Annotated in this window: 21 protein-coding genes; 2 read left to right on the top strand and 19 right to left on the bottom strand. The window is 56.4% G+C overall.

What is annotated here, in order from left to right; all coding sequences use genetic code 11:
• Window positions 1–113: 113 nt before the first annotated feature.
• The 4 genes from ACH2EM_RS03635 to ACH2EM_RS03620 form a co-directional block, all read right to left on the bottom strand.
• Complete coding sequence (locus ACH2EM_RS03635) at window positions 114–1,226, bottom strand: BMP family ABC transporter substrate-binding protein (RefSeq protein WP_395150722.1); 1,113 nt, start codon at window positions 1,224–1,226, stop codon at window positions 114–116.
• A 191-nt stretch (window positions 1,227–1,417) separates the two neighbouring features.
• The gene (cdd, locus tag ACH2EM_RS03630; protein ID WP_395150720.1) at window positions 1,418–1,846 is read right to left on the bottom strand and encodes a cytidine deaminase; all 429 of its coding nucleotides are present in this window, start codon (window positions 1,844–1,846) and stop codon (window positions 1,418–1,420) included.
• Window positions 1,847–1,848: 2 nt separating this feature from the next.
• Window positions 1,849–2,568, bottom strand: a complete 720-nt coding sequence (deoD, locus tag ACH2EM_RS03625) for a purine-nucleoside phosphorylase (RefSeq protein ID WP_395150719.1) — start codon at window positions 2,566–2,568, stop codon at window positions 1,849–1,851.
• Between the two features lie 127 nt (window positions 2,569–2,695).
• On the bottom strand, window positions 2,696–4,681 hold the full coding sequence (locus tag ACH2EM_RS03620) for a fructose-1,6-bisphosphatase (protein WP_395150717.1): 1,986 nt from the start codon (window positions 4,679–4,681) through the stop codon (window positions 2,696–2,698).
• Window positions 4,682–4,852: 171 nt separating this feature from the next.
• Here ACH2EM_RS03620 and ACH2EM_RS03615 point away from each other — a divergent pair, with 171 nt between their 5' ends.
• Entirely contained in the window at window positions 4,853–5,746 is an 894-nt protein-coding gene (locus tag ACH2EM_RS03615) for a 4Fe-4S cluster-binding domain-containing protein (protein ID WP_395150716.1), read from the top strand.
• Window positions 5,747–5,750: 4 nt separating this feature from the next.
• The gene (locus tag ACH2EM_RS03610; RefSeq protein ID WP_395150715.1) at window positions 5,751–7,622 is read left to right on the top strand and encodes a hypothetical protein; all 1,872 of its coding nucleotides are present in this window, start codon (window positions 5,751–5,753) and stop codon (window positions 7,620–7,622) included.
• 148 nt (window positions 7,623–7,770) lie between these two features.
• Here ACH2EM_RS03610 and ACH2EM_RS03605 read toward each other — a convergent pair whose 3' ends face one another.
• From ACH2EM_RS03605 to ACH2EM_RS03535, 15 genes are all read right to left on the bottom strand, one after another.
• Entirely contained in the window at window positions 7,771–8,880 is a 1,110-nt protein-coding gene (locus tag ACH2EM_RS03605) for a class I SAM-dependent RNA methyltransferase (RefSeq protein WP_395150714.1), read from the bottom strand.
• A gap of 284 nt (window positions 8,881–9,164) precedes the next feature.
• The gene (gene hpf / locus ACH2EM_RS03600) at window positions 9,165–9,686 is read right to left on the bottom strand and encodes a ribosome hibernation-promoting factor, HPF/YfiA family (protein WP_395150713.1); all 522 of its coding nucleotides are present in this window, start codon (window positions 9,684–9,686) and stop codon (window positions 9,165–9,167) included.
• 225 nt (window positions 9,687–9,911) lie between these two features.
• On the bottom strand, window positions 9,912–10,388 hold the full coding sequence (locus tag ACH2EM_RS03595) for a S1 RNA-binding domain-containing protein (protein ID WP_395150712.1): 477 nt from the start codon (window positions 10,386–10,388) through the stop codon (window positions 9,912–9,914).
• A 68-nt stretch (window positions 10,389–10,456) separates the two neighbouring features.
• Window positions 10,457–10,756 (bottom strand): septum formation initiator family protein, encoded by a 300-nt coding sequence (locus ACH2EM_RS03590; RefSeq protein ID WP_395150711.1) that lies wholly within the window; start codon window positions 10,754–10,756, stop codon window positions 10,457–10,459.
• Window positions 10,757–10,795: 39 nt separating this feature from the next.
• Complete coding sequence (locus ACH2EM_RS03585) at window positions 10,796–11,269, bottom strand: spore cortex biosynthesis protein YabQ (RefSeq protein ID WP_395150710.1); 474 nt, start codon at window positions 11,267–11,269, stop codon at window positions 10,796–10,798.
• Between the two features lie 6 nt (window positions 11,270–11,275).
• The gene (locus tag ACH2EM_RS03580; RefSeq protein ID WP_395150709.1) at window positions 11,276–11,593 is read right to left on the bottom strand and encodes a YabP/YqfC family sporulation protein; all 318 of its coding nucleotides are present in this window, start codon (window positions 11,591–11,593) and stop codon (window positions 11,276–11,278) included.
• 48 nt (window positions 11,594–11,641) lie between these two features.
• Window positions 11,642–11,887, bottom strand: coding sequence for an RNA-binding S4 domain-containing protein (locus tag ACH2EM_RS03575; protein WP_395150708.1), 246 nt, complete (start codon window positions 11,885–11,887; stop codon window positions 11,642–11,644).
• A gap of 145 nt (window positions 11,888–12,032) precedes the next feature.
• Window positions 12,033–12,308 (bottom strand): HU family DNA-binding protein, encoded by a 276-nt coding sequence (locus ACH2EM_RS03570; RefSeq protein ID WP_395150707.1) that lies wholly within the window; start codon window positions 12,306–12,308, stop codon window positions 12,033–12,035.
• A gap of 40 nt (window positions 12,309–12,348) precedes the next feature.
• On the bottom strand, window positions 12,349–13,140 hold the full coding sequence (mazG, locus tag ACH2EM_RS03565) for a nucleoside triphosphate pyrophosphohydrolase (RefSeq protein WP_395150706.1): 792 nt from the start codon (window positions 13,138–13,140) through the stop codon (window positions 12,349–12,351).
• Window positions 13,141–13,583: 443 nt separating this feature from the next.
• Entirely contained in the window at window positions 13,584–14,021 is a 438-nt protein-coding gene (locus tag ACH2EM_RS03560; protein WP_395150705.1) for a zinc ribbon domain-containing protein, read from the bottom strand.
• A gap of 122 nt (window positions 14,022–14,143) precedes the next feature.
• The gene (locus tag ACH2EM_RS03555; protein ID WP_395150704.1) at window positions 14,144–15,070 is read right to left on the bottom strand and encodes an AAA family ATPase; all 927 of its coding nucleotides are present in this window, start codon (window positions 15,068–15,070) and stop codon (window positions 14,144–14,146) included.
• Window positions 15,036–16,484: a coproporphyrinogen dehydrogenase HemZ gene (gene hemZ, locus ACH2EM_RS03550; protein WP_395150703.1), complete on the bottom strand. Its 1,449-nt coding sequence runs from the start codon at window positions 16,482–16,484 to the stop codon at window positions 15,036–15,038. Before hemZ ends, ACH2EM_RS03555 begins: the two co-directional genes overlap by 35 nt.
• Window positions 16,485–16,499: 15 nt before the next feature.
• Window positions 16,500–17,087, bottom strand: coding sequence for an MBL fold metallo-hydrolase (locus tag ACH2EM_RS03545; protein ID WP_395150702.1), 588 nt, complete (start codon window positions 17,085–17,087; stop codon window positions 16,500–16,502).
• Between the two features lie 31 nt (window positions 17,088–17,118).
• Window positions 17,119–17,577 (bottom strand): D-aminoacyl-tRNA deacylase, encoded by a 459-nt coding sequence (gene dtd, locus ACH2EM_RS03540; RefSeq protein ID WP_395150701.1) that lies wholly within the window; start codon window positions 17,575–17,577, stop codon window positions 17,119–17,121.
• A gap of 30 nt (window positions 17,578–17,607) precedes the next feature.
• Window positions 17,608–19,785: a RelA/SpoT family protein gene (locus ACH2EM_RS03535; protein ID WP_395150700.1), complete on the bottom strand. Its 2,178-nt coding sequence runs from the start codon at window positions 19,783–19,785 to the stop codon at window positions 17,608–17,610.
• Window positions 19,786–19,787: the final 2 nt, after the last annotated feature.

Here is a 19,787-nt window from a genome sequence, read left to right as displayed (position 1 = left end):
TGCCGCAAAAACAAGACAATGGCAAGATTTAAACAAGCAAAAAGAGGACATCTGTCACACATGACAGATGTCCTCTCTGCAATTTGTTGGATTCTACCGCTGTTTGTTAAAAATTACTGCCAATCAACGGTTACATGGGTGGTAACAGGATGCTCGTCGGGGTTGCTGCTGTTATCCACAACCAGGGTGCCATTCTTCAGGCCAGCGTACAGCTCGTCGTACTTCTCCTGGGTGAAGGTGGTAAACCGGCTGGTTTCCATGGGCAGGGCAACGCAATCCTCAGCAGCGCCCAGCTTGGTCTCCTTGCCAGCGTAGGCCTCGCTCCACTTCCAGCCGTTGTTCATGCAGTCAGCCAGAGCCAGCTCAACAGAGTTTGCCAGGGCCTTGGTAGCGCTGGTGATTACCATGCTGCCGTCGGTGCTCTGGTCAACGTCAACACCAATTACCTTTGCGTTGGTGCCGCTGGCCTCAGCTGCGCTAATGGCAGAGCTGTAAATGCCGCCGCCGCAGGCAAACACAACCTCGGTGCCATCGGCATACCAGCTGTCCATCTTAGCCTTGATTTCGTCGGTTGCGGTAAAGCTCTCGGAGTACCAGTACTTCATGTCGATCTGAACATTCATCTCGGCAGCGGCAGCCTCAGCGCCCTGCACAAAGCCGTAGCCGTAACGCACAACAGCGGGAACAGCCATGCCGCCCAGGAAGCCCAGCTTGGTGTAGCCGTCTTCTACGGCAGCATAGCCAGCCAGGTAGCCAGCCTGCTCTTCCTGGTAGGTAATCAGAGCAGTGTTGGAACCGGGGTTCTCCAGGTCGCCGGTGCTTACATCCAGAGCCAGGAACTGTACATCGGGGTGACGCTCCTGCACTTCGCCCAGGCTGGGGGCAAACAGGTAACCAGCCATAACAACAACCTTGGCGCCATCGCTGATAGCCTGCTCCATCGTATCCAGACGAGCTGCGTCGGTATCCTCGGTGGGACGGAAGTAGTTGTACTTCAGACCGTTGGCCTCGGCAAAGTTGGTCACGCCTTCGTAGCTGTACTGGTTGAAGGAGTGGTCATCGATGTTGCCGGTATCGGTTACAAAAGCGATATCAGTGTTGCCAGTACCTGCATTGGTGCCGGTGCTGGTGCCGGTGCTGGCGGAACCGCTGGTGGTGTTGCCGCCACAAGCTGCCATGGACAGAGCCATAGTGGCCGCCATAACGAGAGCAATCAGTTTTTTCATGATTCTGTTCTCCTTTTCTGTCTTGCGGAAATTATTGTTCCGTGCCACCCCTTACACAGGGCCGTGGCATAAGGAAAGGGCAACGCACAGCATCGCCCTTCCCCCTACTTGCAACTTCATTATAACGAGTTTGCAGCTGAATTACAACCACCAACCTGTTACAAATTGTTTACACTGATATTTGTCACAATTTATTCCATGTCATCGGCCAGATTTTTGGGACCAAATCCAAGAGGAAGCAGCTGACCCAGGGTCATCTCCACAAAATCCTCCTCACTTTTGGCCATAATCACCGGCATGTGGGGGCTGCAAAACTCGTACAGCATCTGGCGGCACACACCGCAGGGCGAGGTTACCAGGGTGTTGCGCTGGCCCACCTTGGAGCCAACCACAGCCAGCATGGCAAATTCCCGCACCCCTTCGCTCACTGCCTTGCCCAGAGCGGTGCGCTCAGCGCATTGGGTGGGCGTGTAGGAAGCACTTTCCAGATTGCAGCCGGTAAACACCCTGCCATCCTTGGCCAGCAAAGCGGCACCCACGGCAAAGTTAGAATAGGGCACATAGGCATTTTTTTGTGCTTCAAATGCCTTGCAAATCAGCTCCTGTTTTGTTACAGCCATGGTCACATCTCCACGCCCAGGGCAATCTTCATCATGTTGGTAAAGCTGGTCTGACGCTCCTCCGGGGTAGTTTCCTCATGGCTGATAAAGCTGTCAGAAATGGTCAGCAGGCAGGCAGCCCGCTTGCCCAGCACATTGGCGTTGTGGAACAGCGCAAAGCTTTCCATCTCCACGGCAATGCAGCCCTTTTCATCCCGCAGTGCTTCCCAGTAGGTGGGATTCTGGCGGTCATCGTGCCGGTAGAACACATCGCTGGAGTGGATGGTGCCCTCTACCATGGGAATGCCCTGCTTGGCAGCGCTGGCCCGCAGTGCATCGCACAGCTCTGCACTGGGCTTGAGGGTATCGTCACAGCAGCCGTTCTGGGTTTTTGCAAAGCTGCTTTCAGAGTAAGCTGCGGTGGCCATGACCACATCGTACAGCTTGGCTTTTTCGGTGTAGGAACCGGCGGAACCAATGCGGATGATGTTTTCCACACCGTACTGGCTGTACAGCTCGTAGCTGTAAATGCCAATGGAAGGCATACCCATGCCGCTGCCCATTACGCTGATGGGGCGGCCCTGGTAGGTGCCGGTATAGCCCAGCATACCCCGCACATCGTTGAACTGTACGGGATTCTCCAAAAAGGTCTCGGCAATAAACTTAGCACGCAGAGGGTCGCCGGGCATCAGTACGGTTTTGGCAATCTGGCCCATCTGGGCCTTGTTATGAGGGGTAGACATTGTTGCACTCTCCTTTATATTCGTTGAAATTTTGGTTGTTTGTATGGTACAGCTGCCGCTTAGGGGGCCATGCCCCTTGTGGCAGCCCTTGAAACAGCCCGCCCCAAGGAGCAGAGCTGAAACAACATTATTGTTTTTCCTTCACAAGGCCCATCTGGTAAGCCTGCACCAGCAGCTTTAAATCCTCTGCGTTGGCAGCCAGCTTACGGCCTTCGTCGGTATCTCCCACCATCATTCGCTTTTCGATGGTTTCAAACACATCCACGGTGGAAGCAATGTCCTGATTTTCTTCAATGGCTTTTTCGGTGCTTTCAAATGCCTGGTGCTGGCGCAGGCTCAGCCCCCGGCTGTTGTACACCAGGGTATAGCCGGCAATGCCGGTTTTGTCGTGGTAGGCACGGCAGAAACCGCCGTCAATCACAATCACCTTGCCGCCGCCCTTCAGGGGCTTTTCTCCCTGGGCTGCCCGCACCGGCACATGGCCGTTTACAATGTGGCTATGGGTTTGGTCCAGGCCAAACTCTGCCAGAATGGCCCTGTCCATCTTGGAGTCATTGATGTGGTGGTAGTAGGGATTTTTGGTTTCCACATGGGTGACCGGGTCCGCCACAAACAGCCGCTCAAAGGTGGTCATCTTATCACGCCCATACAAAGGCGACAGCTTGCCGCACCACAGGTACCACAAAAAGTCGCACCCGCTTTGCCGGTCCTCGCTGCCCATGGGCGAAAAGTAACCCCGCCGGGCACGCTCATCGCAGTAGTCCATCAGGGCACGGCCTGCGTAACCGTGGTTTTCAAAGGTTTCCACCGCAAAGCTGCCGCTCTCGGTAAGAGGCACCGCCCCGTGGAACATGAGGTTGCCGTTTTCGATGTGATACACCCCGCCCTTTGCAAACAGAAAATGCACATGGCGCTGAAGCTTTTCGCTCTCCATAAAGCTGCGCTGCAAGGCATCCAGCACCTGCTGCTCCTCGGCAGTCAGGCGGGCCGGGTCCGCCGGGTCCACGGTGGGGAAATCTCCATCCTGCAAGGGATAGCGTTTGCCCTCCACCTCCACGGTGGCAGCGTCGTAGTCAATGCGGCGCAAAAAGTCCCGCTGGTCCATCTCAAAATCCGGGTTGCGGTCAATCACCTGGCATTCCAGCTTGAACATAATGATGGCAATGGCCTTGTGCATCCGGGCGGTGCGGATTAAATCGCTGCGCATACAAAGCCCTTTCTGAGCCTCACTCACACGGGGGTAGAAATGGTGCATATCGCAATCCCGGTAAACATTTTCTGCAAACAGGGCCAGGGGCCGCAGGTTGATGCCATAGCCATCTTCCAAGGCTTCCAGATTGTTGTAGGCCAGAGTGGTGCGCAGCACGGTGGCAATGCACACCGGGCTGCCCGCTGCTGCACCCATCCACACCACATCGTGGTTGCCCCACTGGATGTCCACCGAGTGGTGGCCCATCAGCTGCTCCATAATCAAATCCGGCCGGGGGCCTCGGTCAAAAATATCCCCCACAATATGCAGCTTGAACACCGCCAGGCTTTTGATGAGCTGGCAAAGTGCCTCAATAAAATCATCCGCCCGGCCCACATCCAGAATGCTGGCCAGAATCTGGTCGTAGTAAGACTCCTTGTCGTGGTCCTCAAAATGGGCGTGGAGCAGCTCGTCCAAAATATAGGCGTAGTTGGGCGGCAGCCGCTTGCGCACAAAGCTTCGGGTATGCTTGGAAGATACCATCCGGCACACATCAATCAGCCGGTAAAGGGTGTGCCGGTACCAGGCATCCAGATTCTGCTGCCGTTTTTTAAGCTGTTCCAGCTTTTTGCTGGGGTAGTAAATCAGGGTAGCAAACTCGGCCCGTTCCTCGGCAGGGACCGCCGGGCCCAGCACCCGGTCCACCTTTTCTTTAATAACGCCCGACGCACTGTTCACAATGTGGGTGAATGCATCGGCTTCGCCGTGCAAATCGCTCATAAAGTGCTCGGTGCCCTTGGGCAGCTTTAAAATAGCCTGTAAATTGATAATCTCACTGCATGCACTGGCAATGTTAGGATACTCCCTGGCCAGCAGCGTAAGATACTTTAAATGTTTGCGCACCTGGGCAGCTTTGTTCTGCATGGGAAACGCCCTCCTTTTTTGCGGCGGCCGGGGGCCTTGCCTGCGGATTTTGCAACAAATGCAATCCTTTGTATCACTCATTATACCACATGGAGCCGAATGTATGGTATAGTTATTTTTGTGATTCTGCGGCCTTGTATTTCTGGGGCCGTTTTATAAGGAGGTTTTCGGGTGGAGATTCCCCGTTCCTGTACCCTGTGTCCCCGCCTCTGCAAGGCAGACCGCACCCAGCGGGCCGGTGCCTGCGGGGCCGCCAGTGAACTGCTGGTGGCACGGGCTGCCCTGCACCATTGGGAAGAACCCTGCATCAGCGGCCGGAACGGCAGCGGCACCGTGTTCTTTTCCGGGTGCAGTTTGCGCTGCTGCTACTGCCAAAACTACCCCATCAGCCAGCAGATGGTGGGCAAGGCGGTGGATGCACAGCGGCTTGCCGAGATTTTTTTAGAGCTTCAGGCCCAGCAGGCCCACAACATCAACCTGGTTACAGCCACCCAGTGGCTGCCCTGGGTGCTGGAGGCCTTACAGCTGGCCCGCAGCCGGGGGCTGACCATCCCCGTCGCCTATAACACCAGCGGCTACGAAACCGCCGAAACGCTGGAGGCACTGACTGCTCATGTGGATATCTGGCTGGCGGATGTGAAGTATGTTTCCAGCGAGCTTTCCGCAGAATATTCCCACGCAGCGGACTACTTTACGGTTTGTTCCCAGGCAGTGCGGCAGATGATTGCCCAGGCCGGTATGCCCCGCTGGAATGACCAGGGCCTGCTGGAGCGGGGTGTCATCCTGCGTCATCTGGCTTTGCCGGGGGCCTTGCAGGATTCCCGGGCGGTACTGGATTTCTGGGCAAGCCTGCCCAAGGGCAGTTTTGTGCCCAGCCTTATGAGCCAGTACACCCCCTTTTACAAAGCGGCACAGCGCAAGCCGCTCAACCGGCGCATCTCCACCTGGGAATATCGTCAGGTGGTCAATTACGCCGTGGATTTGGGGTTGACTCAGGGCTATATGCAGCAAAAAAGCAGTGCTAAAGAAGAATACACCCCGCCCTTTGATTTACAAGGAGTGTGATTGAATGATTTCCGTTGCTGCAAGCATTGTCTATGCAGGTATCTTTTTAGCTTTTGGCGCAGCACTCTGCCGCAAGCTGCTGCCCCAGGCAGATTGGCAGGAGCGCACTGTATTTACCTGCGCCTTTGGGCTGGCCGGCCTGTGTGCCCTGCCGGCTCTGGCCGCTCTGGTGCTGGGTTTTACGCTGCCCGCTGCCCTGGCTGCAGCTACCGCAGCCCTGGCCTTGGCCGGGTGGTGCTGGTTTACCGCGCCCCCCAACAACCAGCGGCCAGGCTTTACCCCCGCCTTTTGGCTGTGCGTGGTTCCGCTGGCTTTGTTCAGTTTTTGGCTGCTGCACACCCATACTCTTTATTTTAAGGACGGCGCCTACTGGTGCGGCCAAAGCACCTACGGCGATTTGCCCATGCACCTGAGCTTTATTACAAGCATTGCCAACCAGGGCAGCTTTCCGCCCTATTCCCCCCTCATGGCCGGAAAAGAGATGTTTGGCTACCCATTTTTGTGCGAAAGTGTTTCCAGCGTGTTTTTGCTGCTGGGTGTGCCTCTGAAGCTGGCCTGCTTGCTGCCCCTGTTTGTGGCCTTTGTGGCAGTGCTGGGGGGCGGCTGGCTGCTGGCAGACCATCTGCTGTGCAGCAGCACCAAGGCAAGCCTTGCCTATTGGCTGTTTTTTATGGGCAGCGGCTTTGGCTTTGCCTATTTTATGAATGGCGACTGGCAAAACTTCACCCGCATTTTTACCGCTTTTTACGAGACCCCCACCAATTATGTGCAGGAAAACATCCGCTGGGTCAATCCCATTGCCGACCTGCTCATTCCCCAGCGGGCCACCCTGTTTGGCTGGGCACTGCTGCTGCCCTGCCTGACCCTGCTTGTGGACTTTTGGGCCAGCCGAGCGCATCGGCTCTGGCCGGGCCTGTTCATCCTGGCGGTCTGCCTGCCCCTGGTGCACACCCATTCCGCCCTGGCTCTGGTGCTCATCTGCCTGGTGCTGTTTGCGCAGCAGCTGGCAGCCAGCCGGTTTAATCTGAAAGCCCTGCAAGGCTGGCTGTGCTTTGGCATTGCCACCGGCCTGGTGTGGATTCCCCTTATGGCCAGCCAGATTCTGCCCAGCACCAGCCAGGGCAGCGGCTTTTTGCGGCTGCACTTCAACTGGGCCAACGAGGGGGATTCCTACTTTTGGTTCTACATCAAAAACATCGGTCTGGTGTACCTGCTGCTGATTCCTGCCTTTTTGTGGGCAGGCCGCAAGCTGCGGTGGGTGTATGGGGGCGGTCTGCTGATTTTGCTCCTCAGTGAATTCGTGGTGTTCCAGCCCAATAATTACGACAACAACAAGCTTTTGTTCATCTGGCATCTGCTGGGGTGCATTCTGGTGGCCAATCTGGTGGTGGACCTTCTGGCACTGGTGCCCAAGCTGTGGGTTAAGCGATACCTGGCCTGTGGGTTTGTGGTGGTTTGCACCCTTGGCAGCGTACTTACCCTTGGCCGGGAAGCGGTGAGCCGGTACCAGCATTTTTCTGCCGACGGCATTGCTATGGCCCGTTATGTGGAGGAAAACACCAGCCCCACTGCCCTGTTTTTGACCGGCACCCAGCACATTAACCCGGTGCTCAGCCTTAGCGGCCGCTCGGTGGTGTGCAGCGCAGATTTGTGGCTCTACTTCCACGGACGGGACACGCAGGAGAAAAAGCAGGCGGTGCGCACCCTGTACGAATCCCCCAGTTTGGAGGGTCTGCATGAATGGGGTGTTGGGTATGTGGTCATCTCCTCCTGGGAGCGCAGCGACTACCAAGTGCAGGAGGACTGGTTCCAGCAAAATTGCACCCTGCTTTACCAGTCCGGCGAGTACCAGCTGTACCAGGTGCCAGCCTTATAATCCTCTGCCCCTTTGGCGGTGTGGGTTTCTGTGGGGGTCACGCCGCTTGTATATGCTGTACTTATAACAAACAAATGCCCATCCCTTTGCGGTTTACACAGAGGGATGGGCATTTTACTTTTACAAGTTATGCAGGGGCTTGCTCAAATTAGTAGTACATATACACCTGGCAGGGAATCATGCCGTTGTACAGCTTGCGGCGGCGGGCTGCCTTTTTGCCCAGGTGCTTTTCCAGGTCTGCATCGGCGGTGATGATGTAGGCACCGGTCACAGGATGCTCCTCCAGCCGCTGGCCCAGCACACCGGCCAGCTTGGCAGCGGTGGCAAGGTCGCCCAAGCGCTCACCGTAGGGGGGGTTGGTGAGCACAATCATGTGGGGCTCCGGCGCAAACTCCTTTACATCGGCCTGTGCAAAGTGGCAGCGGTCGCCCACGCCGGCCAGCTTGGCATTTTGGGTGGCCAGTGCCACCGCAGCCGGGTCCAGATCGTAGCCAAAGCCCTCAAAGGCAGCATCCTTGCGGATTTCGCTCAGGGCCTTCTCCCGCTGGCGGGCCCACACCTGGGGCGGGCAGAAGGTATAGTGCTCGGCAGCAAAGCGGCGCCGCAGGCCCGGTGCAATGTTCATGGCTTTTTGGGCGGCTTCAATCACCATGGTGCCGCTGCCACAGAAGGGATCGGCCACAATGGAATCCCGCCGCACCCGGCCCAGGTCTGCAATGGCTGCTGCCAGGGTTTCCTTAATGGGGGCACCGGTGGCATTGCGCCGGTAGCCACGCTTATGCAGGCCATCGCCAGAGGTATCCAGCATGATTTCCACCATGTTTTTGCGGATGGAAAAACGAATCTTATACAGGGCACCGGTTTCCGGCAGCATGAGGGTTTTGTGGCCCCGCTTGAGCCGTTCCACCACTGCCTTTTTTACAATGCTCTGGCAGGCAGGCACACTGGACAGAGTGCTGGACAGGCTGGAGCCTTTTACAGGGAACTGTGCATCTGCGGGAATCAGCTCCTCCCAGGCAATGGAGGAAACTCCGTCGAACAGCTCATCAAAGGTGTGAGCAGGGTAGGTTTTCAGCAGCACCAGCACCCGTTCGGCACAGCGCAGGTTCAGGTTAGCGGCAGCAATCATATCCTCGCTGCCCCGGAAGGCAATACGGCCATCGGTTACCTTCACATCCTCGGCCCCCAGGCGGCGCACCTCAAAGGCAGCGGTGCTTTCGGTGCCAAAATAACAGGGGGCAATCAAATCAAATTTCATAAGGCAAACTCCTTTTATATGCGGCCTGCTCCAGCAAGTGGAGAAAAGCAAAGCAGCCCTCGCCAATACTCTTTGTGCAGGTCGGTTTCATTGCGTGCTTTTTATGATACCATACCCCAACAGGCGGCGCAAGAGGCACAAATACAGGCCCTTTTTGTTCTGGGTAGTCCCACAGCAAAAACAGCACCCAGCCAGGCTGGGTGCTGTTTGACTGTAACTTAAGCCAAGGGTATCCTCCCCTTTTTTATTCCAGCATTGGCAAACTGCCTGCCGCTGGCTGGCCCTTAATAATCCTCAGGAATCAGAACACCGTAGGTGCCATTGGCCCGCCGGTAAACCAGCTGAATCTGGTCATCATCCATATTGCGGTACAGATAGAAGTTGTGGCCCAGCAGGTTCATCTGCAACACAGCTTCCTCGGCGCTGCAAGGTTTTACCACAAACCGTTTTTCACGGATTACATCGTAGGTTTCTTCCTGTTCCGGCTCCTGAGCCCATTCCGCAACGGCTGCATGGGTGAGCTTATCGCCCAGACGCTTGCGGTTTTTTACCAGACGACGGGTGAGCAGGTCCATTGCTTCATCCAATGCGTCCTCCATACGCTCGGCGGCTTTTTCTGCCCGGATAACAAGGCCCTTGTCCCGCACTGTTACTTCCACGGTCTGACCGCTCTTTTCCACGGTCACGGTGATGTGCGCCTGTGCCTCATCGCTGAGGAACTTGTCCAGCTTTGCCAGCTTGTTCTCTGCTTTTTCGATGAAGGTGGGCTTCAGGGTGACTTTTCTACCAGTGCATGTGACTTTCATAAACCATTGCCTCCTTATTCGAGGAACACCGCACCAACAGCTTGCACCTTATGGAACTTTGTTCCTCCTTTTCATGTGTTTAGTGTACCACATTTACAACAAAAAAGCCAGAGATAAAACCGATAAAACTGTAAACAATTTATGATAAAACTGTTAAGAATCTGCCTTTAAACAAGAAAACCGCCTTTTGCAGGGAGCATCCTGTGCAAAAGGCAGTTTTGCTGATTAACCTCTGCGGCGGGAATAACCGCCGCCACGGCGGTTTTCGGTAACACGCTTCAGGTCAGAAATTTTTTCTTCGCTCTGGCTTTTGAACTTTGCCATCATATCCTCAAAGCTCAAATCGCCCTGGGCAGGCTGTGCCTTGGGCTGCCATACCCGGGGAGCATCGCTCTTGCTGCGGGCAGGACGGCCGCCTGCTGCGCCGCCGGGACGAGGCCCTTTGGCCGGCCGGGGTTCCGGCGGAAGGGTACGCTTGATGGACAGTGCAATCTTGCCGTCCTCGCCAATGCTCATAACCTTTACCTTTACGGTTTGGCCTTCGGTGAGCACTGTTGCCAAATCTTCAATAAAGCTGTTGGAAACCTCGGAAATGTGCACCATACCGGTTTTATTCTCCGGCAATGCCACAAATGCGCCAAACTTTTTAACGCCGGTGACCTTTCCTTCCAGGATGGAACCTACCTCTAACTGTAACGCCATGTAACCCCTTTTTCTCCTAAATCAAAATAATATTATGTAAAAAGCCAATGGCCTTTTGCATGTACGGTTTATTTGCCGGTGGCATCCACAAACACCCGTTCGTTGGGTTTTGCGTAGCCCAGCTTATCCCTTGCTACCCGCTCAATCAATTCCTGATCGCTGCCAGACTCCAGAATGCGCTGCAATTCCTCGTTCTGGGCCTGCTGGGTTTCCAGCTGCTGCTCCACGGTTTGCAGCTGCTGGCGCTTGGTGCGGATTTCCACCTGATTGAGCACCATGCTCACCACCAGGTAACCGCCCAGCAGCAGTACACCCGCCCGCAGCAACAGGCCGGAAAAGCCCATTGTTTTGTTTTTCTGTTTTGCCATAGTCCTTCCCTGCCTTTCTGCTGCAATGCTGTGCAGCCGCTATTGATTAGAATTATACAACACCCGGCCATCCTTTTGCAACCGTTTTTGTTTTGCTTTTGCCCGCTTTTGCCGCCGGGCAGCTCTGCGCCGCCCAGCCGCCTGCCACACCGGGCGGCACAAAGCCCTGCCCAGGCGGAAGCTCCACACCAGCGGGCTGCATACCACAGCCGCCAGCCACTGGGCTGTGGCCTGGACAGCATCCGCCAGCAGTGCCCGGTAGCACCAGGCACCTGCCGCCAGACCCAGCACCATGTACCAGCGTATCAGGCCACTATAACTGCGGGAAGCCGCAAAGCTGAACCCCAGTACCGCCGCCAGCAAGAAGGCTGCAATGTCCCGCCAGAACAAGGCCAGCCTGCTACGCCCCAGCAGCCAGCCCAAGGCCTGATGCCCTGCCGCCGTCAAAAGACCCAGCCCAAGGCAGCACAAGGCATCTGCCAGGGCATACCGCACCGGGATATAGGCCGCCATCCCTATTTACCGCACCAGGCGGCGGAAAAAACCTCCGGCGCTCTGGCTAGGCTGGGAATATTGCAGATACTCAATCTGTCCAAAAATTTTTACTGCACCGCTCTCCATGGAAAGCTCGCTGACCTGGAGCCCCTGCCCCCCAATCAGCAGATTTCCCTGCTGGGTTTCCAGGGCAGCGGTCTGCTCGTCACAGCTGATGACACGCACCACACCTGTTGCGGTAAGGGTGCTGCGGCTTTCTAATGTAAGATTATGGGGCAGCTTGGGCACTGCGGCGGCCTGCTGCGGCTGAGTCAAGCGTTTTTCCTGCATGATGGCATTCACCAATCCCTTTCCTTTTGTTTTGTAAAAGGTATGCAGGAAGGGCAGCAATCATTCTTCGATGATCTGATACATCTCCCGGGCTACATCCTTGCCCAGGGGTGCCTCGGTGGAAAGCACCTTTACTTTAACCGGCCGGTTGCCGAAAGTAATTTCAATCACATCGCCTACTTTTACTGCATAGCTGGCTTTGGCCAGGCGGCCATTGACCAGAATGCGGCCTGCGTCGGCCACTTCGTTTGCCACGGTGCGCCGCTTAATCAGCCGGCTTACCTTGAGGTATTTGTCAATACGCATCTGTGTGCACTTCCTTTCCTTGCAATGTTTCCTTGCAATTTGTTCTGCCTTTGGAGCAGTCTGTTACAGAAAAACCCGTTGGCCGCCCAAACCAGGTTTGAGCGGCACAACGGGATGAACATCTTACTAAGCGACGAAATCCAACTTACTTGGCTACGGCGTCCTTCAGAGCCTTGCCTGCCTTGAAAGCAGGAGTGGTGGTGGCAGGAATGGTGATTTCCTCCTTGGTGCGGGGGTTGCGGCCCTTGCGAGCGGGACGCTCACGGGTCTCAAAGGTGCCAAAGCCTACCAGAGAAACCTTATCGCCCTGAGCCAGAGCCTGGGTGATGGCCTCTACGGTAGCATTTACAGCCTGCTCTGCGTCTTTTTTAGAAAGGCCGGCATTCTCGGCCACTGCGGCGATCAGTTCAACTTTCGTCATGTTGTTTTTACCTCCAAATGATATATCAGCAACAAAGGACTTATTCCTTTGCGGACTGCTGGATTGATTGCCCCTGCATCCAGTCTGCACGCTGCTGCGGGGTTGCCTGTTCCAGGCCAATTCCCTGGGCCTGGGCCTGCTGTTCACAAAAAATCACCTGCTGCTGAAAGGCATCGCTTGCCTGGGTAAGGGCCTGTTCCGGGTCCAGCCCAAGGCTGCGGCAGAGGGCTGCGGCTGCAAACAGCAGCTGGCCTGCCTGAGCGGTATCCGGCTGGGGCTTGGCAAGTTGCTTTGTGCAGGCGCTGATTTGCTCCAGTGCCTGGGCAGCGGTAAGTTCAAAGCCATAGGCTGCCGCCCGCTTTTGCAGCTTTGCAGCCCGCATCAATGCAGGAAAACTGCGGGGCACACTTTCCAACCGGTCCTGTGCGGTGGAACGGCCCTTTTCGGCGTTTTTGAGCATCTCCCAGTTGGCCAAAGCCTGGCCGCTGCTGGCTGCGGATACATCTCCAAATACATGGGGATGACGGTACACCAGTTTTTTGCAGATGCCGTCGCACACCTGGTTAAAATCAAACCGGCCGGCCTCCGCTTCCATTTGGCTGTGCAGGGCTACCTGCAGCAGCACATCGCCCAGCTCCTCTTCCAACAGGTGAGGGTCCTCCAGGTCGATGGCGTCCACTGCCTCGTAGGTTTCTTCAATAAAGTTCATGCGGATGCTTTGGTGGGTCTGCTCCTTATCCCAGGGGCAGCCGCCCTCCGGGGCACGCAGCAGCGCCACGATTTCCACCAGGTCCTGTGCAGTGTAGTGTTCCTTCGGTGTAAAATCTACCATGCCAAACCGCCTTTCCCTTTGCGTGATTCGCCTTACAATTTTGTGACTTTCCCATTTTACTCTAGATAGTAGGCCATTTCAAGCCCTTTTCTTGTATTTTTACCATGTGCAAATGGTTTTCATTCCTTCCCATACAAAACCATTGCGGTTTTGGCTTTTTTTCTATCTAAATTGAAAAAATCATCCCGGTTTTTGTTGCCTTGTGTTTTGCTGGCAGCCAGGCTGCGCCCCCTGTTGCTCCCCTAATGTTTGTTCTGCTGGAAGCAGCAAGGGCAAAAAAGCACCCCTGCACCGGCGGCATCTGCCGAACCAGGCGCAGGGGCACATCCTTGTGTATTGCTTTGGCTTAAACAGCCATCGGCGCTCACAGCCGATGCAGCCGAAGGCCGTTTATTTCGTCCACTCCCAGCACCAGTGCTGCACCAGTGGACTGGCTGCCCAGCTTAAAGCTGTGCCCCACACCCATCACAAAACAAGGCACCCTCTTGCACCTCTTTGCCGCACTGGGGGCAGGTGTGCACAGCAGGCTGGGGGCAAATCTCCTCGTCCTCGGCGGTGTAGGAGTACACAAAGGTGCCATGGTCCTGGGCCGGCTGGCTGTCGGTCTGCTCCGGGGTTTGCTGCTTAATCTGCCGGATTTCCTCCTGCAGCCGGTCGATGGCATCCACATACTTCTGCACCAGGGCAGTGTTGGTTTCGCCGCTTTTGGTCAGGTTGTATACCAAAGCACCCAGCTGGCGCTGTGCCTTGCTCAAACGGCTCTGTGCATTGAGCAAATCCACCTGCTGCTTGCCCTTTTGGGCCAGGTCGTTTGCGGTTTTCTTGGCGCTGTCGGCCAGCTGCTGGCCTGCGCTCCACAGTCGATCCAGATCAATGTTCATGGTTGCGCACCTCTTTCATGTTAACAGAATAAGTAACAGGCTTTGCAGCCTGCTGGCCTAGGGCAATGTGTGCCCCAGGTTTTTTCTTTATTATACTGCCAGGCAGTATGTCCTGCAACGGGTCAGCCCAAAAATTCCCGCAGCATGGAGTGCTCCGGCATCAGCTCCAGAGGCAGAGGGTTCACCAGAGCAAAATGCCCTGCCAGTTCATTCAGCCGCTCGCAGCCGGGATGGGTGACTGGCAGCTGACCGGCCAGAGGCACCACAAAGTGCGCTAGCAGGCAAATCTCATAACTGAAGGAGGTATCTACCAGCAAATCCGCTTCGGTTTTGAACACCCGGATAAACTGGTCCTCTCCGGCACACACCTGGTTCCACATGGCCAGGGTCTTTTCCAGACTGTGACCACGGAATTTGTGGTCCCGCACCATCCGCCGGGCCAGCCGGATGTCCCGTGTGGGCAGCACACGCTGCCCCCGGTAGCTGTACTCCTCCCGCAGGCCTGCGTAGATTTTGTACACCTGCCCCTGGGGCAGCTTGCTGGTGAGGATGGGATTCAGGGCATGAATGCCCTCCACAATGCACACGCCGCCCTCCAAATCCAGCGGGATGCGCTGGGGCTTGCGGTTTTCGGTCATGAAGTCAAACTCCGGCAGCTGGGTTTTGCCGGTTTGCACCAGTTCCTCCAGGCAGCGGTGAATCTCCTCCACATCCAAAGCGGTGATGTTTTCGTAATCCTTGCTTCCGTCCGGCAGGCGGGGGTAGCAGTCCAGATTTTTATAAAAGTTATCCAGACTTACCACCTGGGCCGGGGTGCCCCGCAGGCGCAGCGCCGCCGCCAGCTTGTGGGCGGTGGTGGTTTTGCCGGAGGCCGAAGGCCCGGTAAGCATTACCAGCTTGCAGCCGCTGGCCAGCACATCGCTGGCAGCGGCATGGATGCGGCCCTCATACTCGTGTTCGCAGTGGCGCACAAAGCTTTGAGCGCTTTCTGCGGCAGTGTTAATCAGGCTGATTTCAACCAGGCGTTTGGGAATCCAGATAGCGGGCATAAAACTCGCTCACTCCTTCCTTCCTGCGAAGAATCTCATCAAATCCATCGATGTATTCGGCAGGGTACTTGTAGTTGAAGATACGCTCAATCCGGTCGCCGCCGGGCTGGCACAGCTTGGTGCTGCCCCCTGCCCCGGCAGAGAGAATGGAGTGTACCTCCTCCATGATGTAAATGTTATAGTACCCTTCGTAGCCCGGTTTACACCAGCCTGTATTTTCCAAGTTTTTTAAGGTGTTCTTTTGCCGGTACATATAGTAGGGCTTATAACCGGCCTGTGCCAGCTTGCCGCAATGCTCCACCATGGCTGCCACATCCGCAAACTCCTCGGCCCGGTTTTCAATCACCAGGTTGGAGGCTCGTTTCAGGGTGAGGGTGTGCACGGTAATGTTTTCCGGCGAAAGGGCAATTGCTTCTTCCAGGCTCTGGCAGAAACCTTCCACCGTATCCCCCGGCAGGCCAGCAATCAGGTCCATGTTAATATTGGTATGCCCCGCTGCCCGTGCCTGTGCAAAGCAATCCCGAATATCCTGGGCGGTGTGCCGGCGGCCAATCCGGGCCAGCACCTCATCCGAGAAGGTTTGGGGGTTGATGGAGATACGGGTGGCTCCGTATTCCTTAATCACTTCCAGCTTTTCCCGGTCGGTGCAGTCGGGACGGCCCGCCTCCACCGTGTATTCCTCCAGCTCCGCCAGTTCAAAGCAGTCCCGCACAGTGCCCATCAGCTGACGCAGCTGCTGGGCCGACAGGCTGGTAGGGGTGCCGCCGCCAATGTAAATGGTTTTGATGCGCAAACCGCACTGGTCCGCCTGGCGGCGGATGGCCTGTACCTCCTGGCAAAGCTTATCCACATAGGGCTGCACCATCTTCTGGTCCCGGTCCAGCGTGCGGGAAACAAAGCTGCAATAGCTGCACCGGGAGGGGCAGAAGGGAATGCCAATGTACAGGCTGTAATCCAGCGGACTTTTGCGCTCCAGAATGGGCCGCTGCAAATCGGCAATGTCCTTGGCCAGCTGGTATTTTTCGGGGGTGCAGTCAAAGTGGTCCACAAACAGGCTTTCAATCTTCTCATCGGTCATGCCTGCGGCCCGTTTGTCGTGGATGATGCGCACCGGACGCACGCCGGTGAGTTTACCCCAAGGCAGCCGGATGCCGGTTACCTGCCCCAGCAGCTGGTACAGCAGCGAGCAGAGGGCAAACTCCAGCTCCTGCTGCTGGGCGGGCCGGGGTGCAGTCATTACATGGCATACACCGTTCTGGCGCAGGCCCGCAGCCAGCCGGTGGCCGCTGGCCAAAGCCAGCACCAAATCCTCTTTGGGGCAGTAGCGTTTGGCTGGCAGTGCCCCAGGAAAAAACATACGGGCAATGTTCTCCAGCTCATAGCCGGAGGCCACGCCCCTTACAAAAATCTGCATGAAGGCTCCTTTGGCTTAAAAAAACGGGTTGGTTTCAAATTCCTGGGCCAGAGTGCTGAAGGGACCGTGCCCAGGCAGCACGCTGGTATCCGGCGCAAGAGGCAGGGTTTTCAGCCGTTCCAGGGTGCGGCGCTGGTCCGCCGGGCTTCCGCCCAAATCGGTGCGGCCCACCGAACCGGCAAACAGGGTATCGCCGGTGAACAAAAGGCCCTGGCTGGCAATCACCCAGGAACCGCCGGTGTGGCCGGGGGTGTGCCAGGTGGTAAAGCAGGCTTCGTCCACCCAGATTTCGCCCCCGTCCTGATAGGCACCGTCCACATCCTGTGCAGTGAGGGGAAACAGCTCGCTGCCTGCGGTATCCGCCAGGTCCAGATACACCTTGCACCCCCACTGCTGACGCAGGGCCTTGGTGCTGGTGACATGGTCAAAGTGACCGTGAGTGAGCAGAATATGGGTCAGGCGGGCCTGCTTTTGCTCCAGCAGCTCATTCAGCTGTTCCACCGAGGGGGCGGGGTCCACCAGTACGGCGCTGCCCTGTTCGGTCATAGCCAAAAAACAGTTGGTGGAATAGGGCGCCGGGCCCTGTAAATGATACACTTGCATCCAGTATGCTCCTTTTCTTAAACGCAGCGGGTTAACCTTGCTGCCATTCGTCGGTGTCCAGAATCAGGGTAACCGGGCCATCGTTCACCAGGCTTACCTGCATATCGGCACCAAATTCTCCATGCTGCACCTGGGCCAGGCCCTGACGGCCCAACTCCTGCAAAAAAGCCTGGTAGGCATCCAGCGAAAGGGGCTGCCGGGCCGCCTGGGTAAAGCTGGGGCGCTTGCCCTTTTTGGTGGAGCCGTACAAAGTAAAATTGCTTACCACCAGGGCGGAATACCCAAGCTCCACCGCACTTTTATTCAGCTTTCCTTCTTCATCAGAAAAAATCCGCAGATGGGCGCATTTTTCCGCCAGTTTGGGCACCACATCCAGGCTGTCCCCTTCTCGGATGCCCAGCAAAATTACCAGGCCGGGGCCGATGGTACGGGGCTGACCGCCGTTTACCACCACGCTGGCACTGCTCACTCGCTGCACAACGGCACGCATGGTTCCTTTCTCCTTTCCGGTGGCTGCCGCTTATACACGGGTAACCAGAATCACATCCCGCAGATGGCGCAGCCGGTTGAGTACATTGTTCAGGTGTTCGGTGCTGGCAATGCCCACCGTCAGGGACATGGCCGCCCGGCCATTGTCCACCATGCGGGCGCTCATGGCATAAATGGGCACCCGCATATCGCTCAGGGTCATGGCCACATCGCCCACCAGGCCCTCCCGGTTCATGGCCATCAGTTCCAGCGAAGCCTTGTAGCTTTCCTGCTTGGTGTCCTCCCAATAGGCATTCACCCAGCGGCCCCGATTTTCCGGGTCCTGAATGCTGGCCTGGGCATTTTTGCAATCCTTTTTATGGATGGAAACACCAAAACCACGGGTAATAAAGCCAATGATGTCGTCGCCGGGCAGGGGGCTGCAGCACTTGGCAAACTTGATGGGGGTATTGTCGATGCCTTCCACCACAACGCCCTCGCTGCCCTTGTATTTTTTGAGGGGAACATCCGCAATCTGGGTTGGAGTCTGCTTTTCCTCCCCTGCTTTCATCCGCAGGTATTCATCCTTGATTTTGCCCATCAGGCGGCTGATCTGCAAGCCGCCGTAACCCAGGGCGGCATACATCTCCTCGGTGGAGTTCAGCCGCTGGCGCCGGGCAATTTCTGCCATGAAATCGTCCCATTTATCATCGGGGATGGTAATCAGGTTGCGGCGCAGCTCCTTCTCCAGCAGGGTGCGGCCCTCCTGGATGTTCTCCTCCCGCCGCTCCTTTTTGAACCAGTTACGAATCTTGTTGCGGGCTTCGCTGGTGGTTACAATCTTGAGCCAGTCACGGCTGGGGCCTTTGTCCTCCGGCCCGGTGATAATTTCGATAATTTCGCCGGTGATTACTTTATGGTCAATGGGCACAATGCGGCTGTTTACCTTGGCGCCAATCATCCGGTTGCCCACCGCAGAGTGGATGGCATAGGCAAAGTCGATGGCCGTTGCCCCGGCAGGCAGGTTGATTACATCGCCTTTAGGGGTAAAGGCAAACACTTCTTCCGGCAGCAAGTCTCCCTTAATGTCTTGCAGCAGGCTGCCTGCATCCTCGCTTTCCCGCTGGCTTTCCAGCAGCTGGCGTACCCAGGCCAGGCGTTCTTCCAGCTTGTCCCGGCCGCCGCCCTGGATGCCCGCCTTGTATTTCCAGTGTGCCGCCACGCCGTATTCCGCCATCTGGTCCATCTCATGGGTGCGAATCTGCACCTCAAAGGGGATGCCTGCATGGCCAATGACGGTGGTGTGCAGGGACTGGTAGCCGTTGGGCTTGGGGGTGGAAATATAGTCTTTAAAGCGGTTGGGCAAAGGGTGGTACATATCGTGAATTACGCCCAGCGCATTGTAGCATTCGGACACGGTATCCAAAATAATGCGTACTGCATATACATCGTAGATTTCCTCAAAATCCTTGTTCTGCATATACATCTTGCGGTAGATGCCGTAAATGCTTTTTACCCGGCTTTTCATGATGGCATGGGGCATACTGTTTTCCGCCAGCCGCTGGTGAATCACCTGGGCAATGCGAGTGATAAATTCCCGGCCGCCATTGTCGGCCAGTTCCTGCCGGATGCGCTCGTAGCCAATGGGGTCCAGGTAGCGCAGGCTGCGGTCTTCCAGTTCTTCCTTAATGTTGCTGATGCCCAGCCGGTGTGCAATGGGGGCGTAAACCTCCATGGTCTCCAGCGCTTTGTCCCGGCGTTTTTGTTCTGGCCAGGCGTCGCCGGTGCGCATATTGTGCAGCCGGTCGCACAGCTTAATAATCATCACCCGCACATCCTGGCTCATGGCCATGAGCATCTTGCGCAGGTTTTCGGCTTGCTGTTCCTCCACCGAGGAAAACACGATTTTGGTCAGCTTGGTTACACCGTCCACCATGTGGGCTACATCCTGGCCAAACTGTGCCTGAATCTGTTCCAGCGAAATGCTGGTATCCTCCACCACATCGTGCATCAGGGCAGCGGCCAGGCTTTCGGTATCCATTCCCAGTTCCACCAGCAGCATGGCCACATGGATGGGATGGCAGATGTATGGCTCGCCGGAGCGGCGGCGCTGGTCCTTGTGAGCCTGCTCTGCCAATTTATAAGCCCGATCCAGTACATCCATGTCATAGGCACGGCCGCTTTCCTGAATCATCTGTTTTAAATCCTGATAGGTTACATATTCTGCCATGG

It is taken from the genome of uncultured Allofournierella sp. (genome assembly GCA_944382705.1).
GTDB lineage: Bacteria > Bacillota > Clostridia > Oscillospirales > Ruminococcaceae > Allofournierella.
This window is presented reverse-complemented; position numbering and strand designations above follow the sequence as displayed.

What these genes read in the sequence shown, in the direction of transcription:
- ACH2EM_RS03545 (WP_395150702.1), bottom strand. Translation starts at nt 17,087, where the DNA reads ATGCAAGTGTATCATTTACAGGGCCCGGCGCCCTATTCCACCAACTGT.
- ACH2EM_RS03560 (WP_395150705.1), bottom strand. Translation starts at nt 14,021, where the DNA reads ATGAACATTGATCTGGATCGACTGTGGAGCGCAGGCCAGCAGCTGGCC.
- hemZ (WP_395150703.1), bottom strand. Translation starts at nt 16,484, where the DNA reads ATGCAGATTTTTGTAAGGGGCGTGGCCTCCGGCTATGAGCTGGAGAAC.
- ACH2EM_RS03535 (WP_395150700.1), bottom strand. Translation starts at nt 19,785, where the DNA reads ATGGCAGAATATGTAACCTATCAGGATTTAAAACAGATGATTCAGGAA.
- ACH2EM_RS03585 (WP_395150710.1), bottom strand. Translation starts at nt 11,269, where the DNA reads ATGGCGGCCTATATCCCGGTGCGGTATGCCCTGGCAGATGCCTTGTGC.
- ACH2EM_RS03620 (WP_395150717.1), bottom strand. Translation starts at nt 4,681, where the DNA reads ATGCAGAACAAAGCTGCCCAGGTGCGCAAACATTTAAAGTATCTTACG.
- deoD (WP_395150719.1), bottom strand. Translation starts at nt 2,568, where the DNA reads ATGTCTACCCCTCATAACAAGGCCCAGATGGGCCAGATTGCCAAAACC.
- ACH2EM_RS03635 (WP_395150722.1), bottom strand. Translation starts at nt 1,226, where the DNA reads ATGAAAAAACTGATTGCTCTCGTTATGGCGGCCACTATGGCTCTGTCC.
- mazG (WP_395150706.1), bottom strand. Translation starts at nt 13,140, where the DNA reads ATGGTAGATTTTACACCGAAGGAACACTACACTGCACAGGACCTGGTG.
- ACH2EM_RS03570 (WP_395150707.1), bottom strand. Translation starts at nt 12,308, where the DNA reads ATGACGAAAGTTGAACTGATCGCCGCAGTGGCCGAGAATGCCGGCCTT.
- hpf (WP_395150713.1), bottom strand. Translation starts at nt 9,686, where the DNA reads ATGAAAGTCACATGCACTGGTAGAAAAGTCACCCTGAAGCCCACCTTC.
- ACH2EM_RS03610 (WP_395150715.1), top strand. Translation starts at nt 5,751, where the DNA reads ATGATTTCCGTTGCTGCAAGCATTGTCTATGCAGGTATCTTTTTAGCT.
- ACH2EM_RS03555 (WP_395150704.1), bottom strand. Translation starts at nt 15,070, where the DNA reads ATGCCCGCTATCTGGATTCCCAAACGCCTGGTTGAAATCAGCCTGATT.
- ACH2EM_RS03575 (WP_395150708.1), bottom strand. Translation starts at nt 11,887, where the DNA reads ATGCGTATTGACAAATACCTCAAGGTAAGCCGGCTGATTAAGCGGCGC.
- dtd (WP_395150701.1), bottom strand. Translation starts at nt 17,577, where the DNA reads ATGCGTGCCGTTGTGCAGCGAGTGAGCAGTGCCAGCGTGGTGGTAAAC.
- ACH2EM_RS03590 (WP_395150711.1), bottom strand. Translation starts at nt 10,756, where the DNA reads ATGGCAAAACAGAAAAACAAAACAATGGGCTTTTCCGGCCTGTTGCTG.
- ACH2EM_RS03595 (WP_395150712.1), bottom strand. Translation starts at nt 10,388, where the DNA reads ATGGCGTTACAGTTAGAGGTAGGTTCCATCCTGGAAGGAAAGGTCACC.
- cdd (WP_395150720.1), bottom strand. Translation starts at nt 1,846, where the DNA reads ATGGCTGTAACAAAACAGGAGCTGATTTGCAAGGCATTTGAAGCACAA.
- ACH2EM_RS03605 (WP_395150714.1), bottom strand. Translation starts at nt 8,880, where the DNA reads ATGAAATTTGATTTGATTGCCCCCTGTTATTTTGGCACCGAAAGCACC.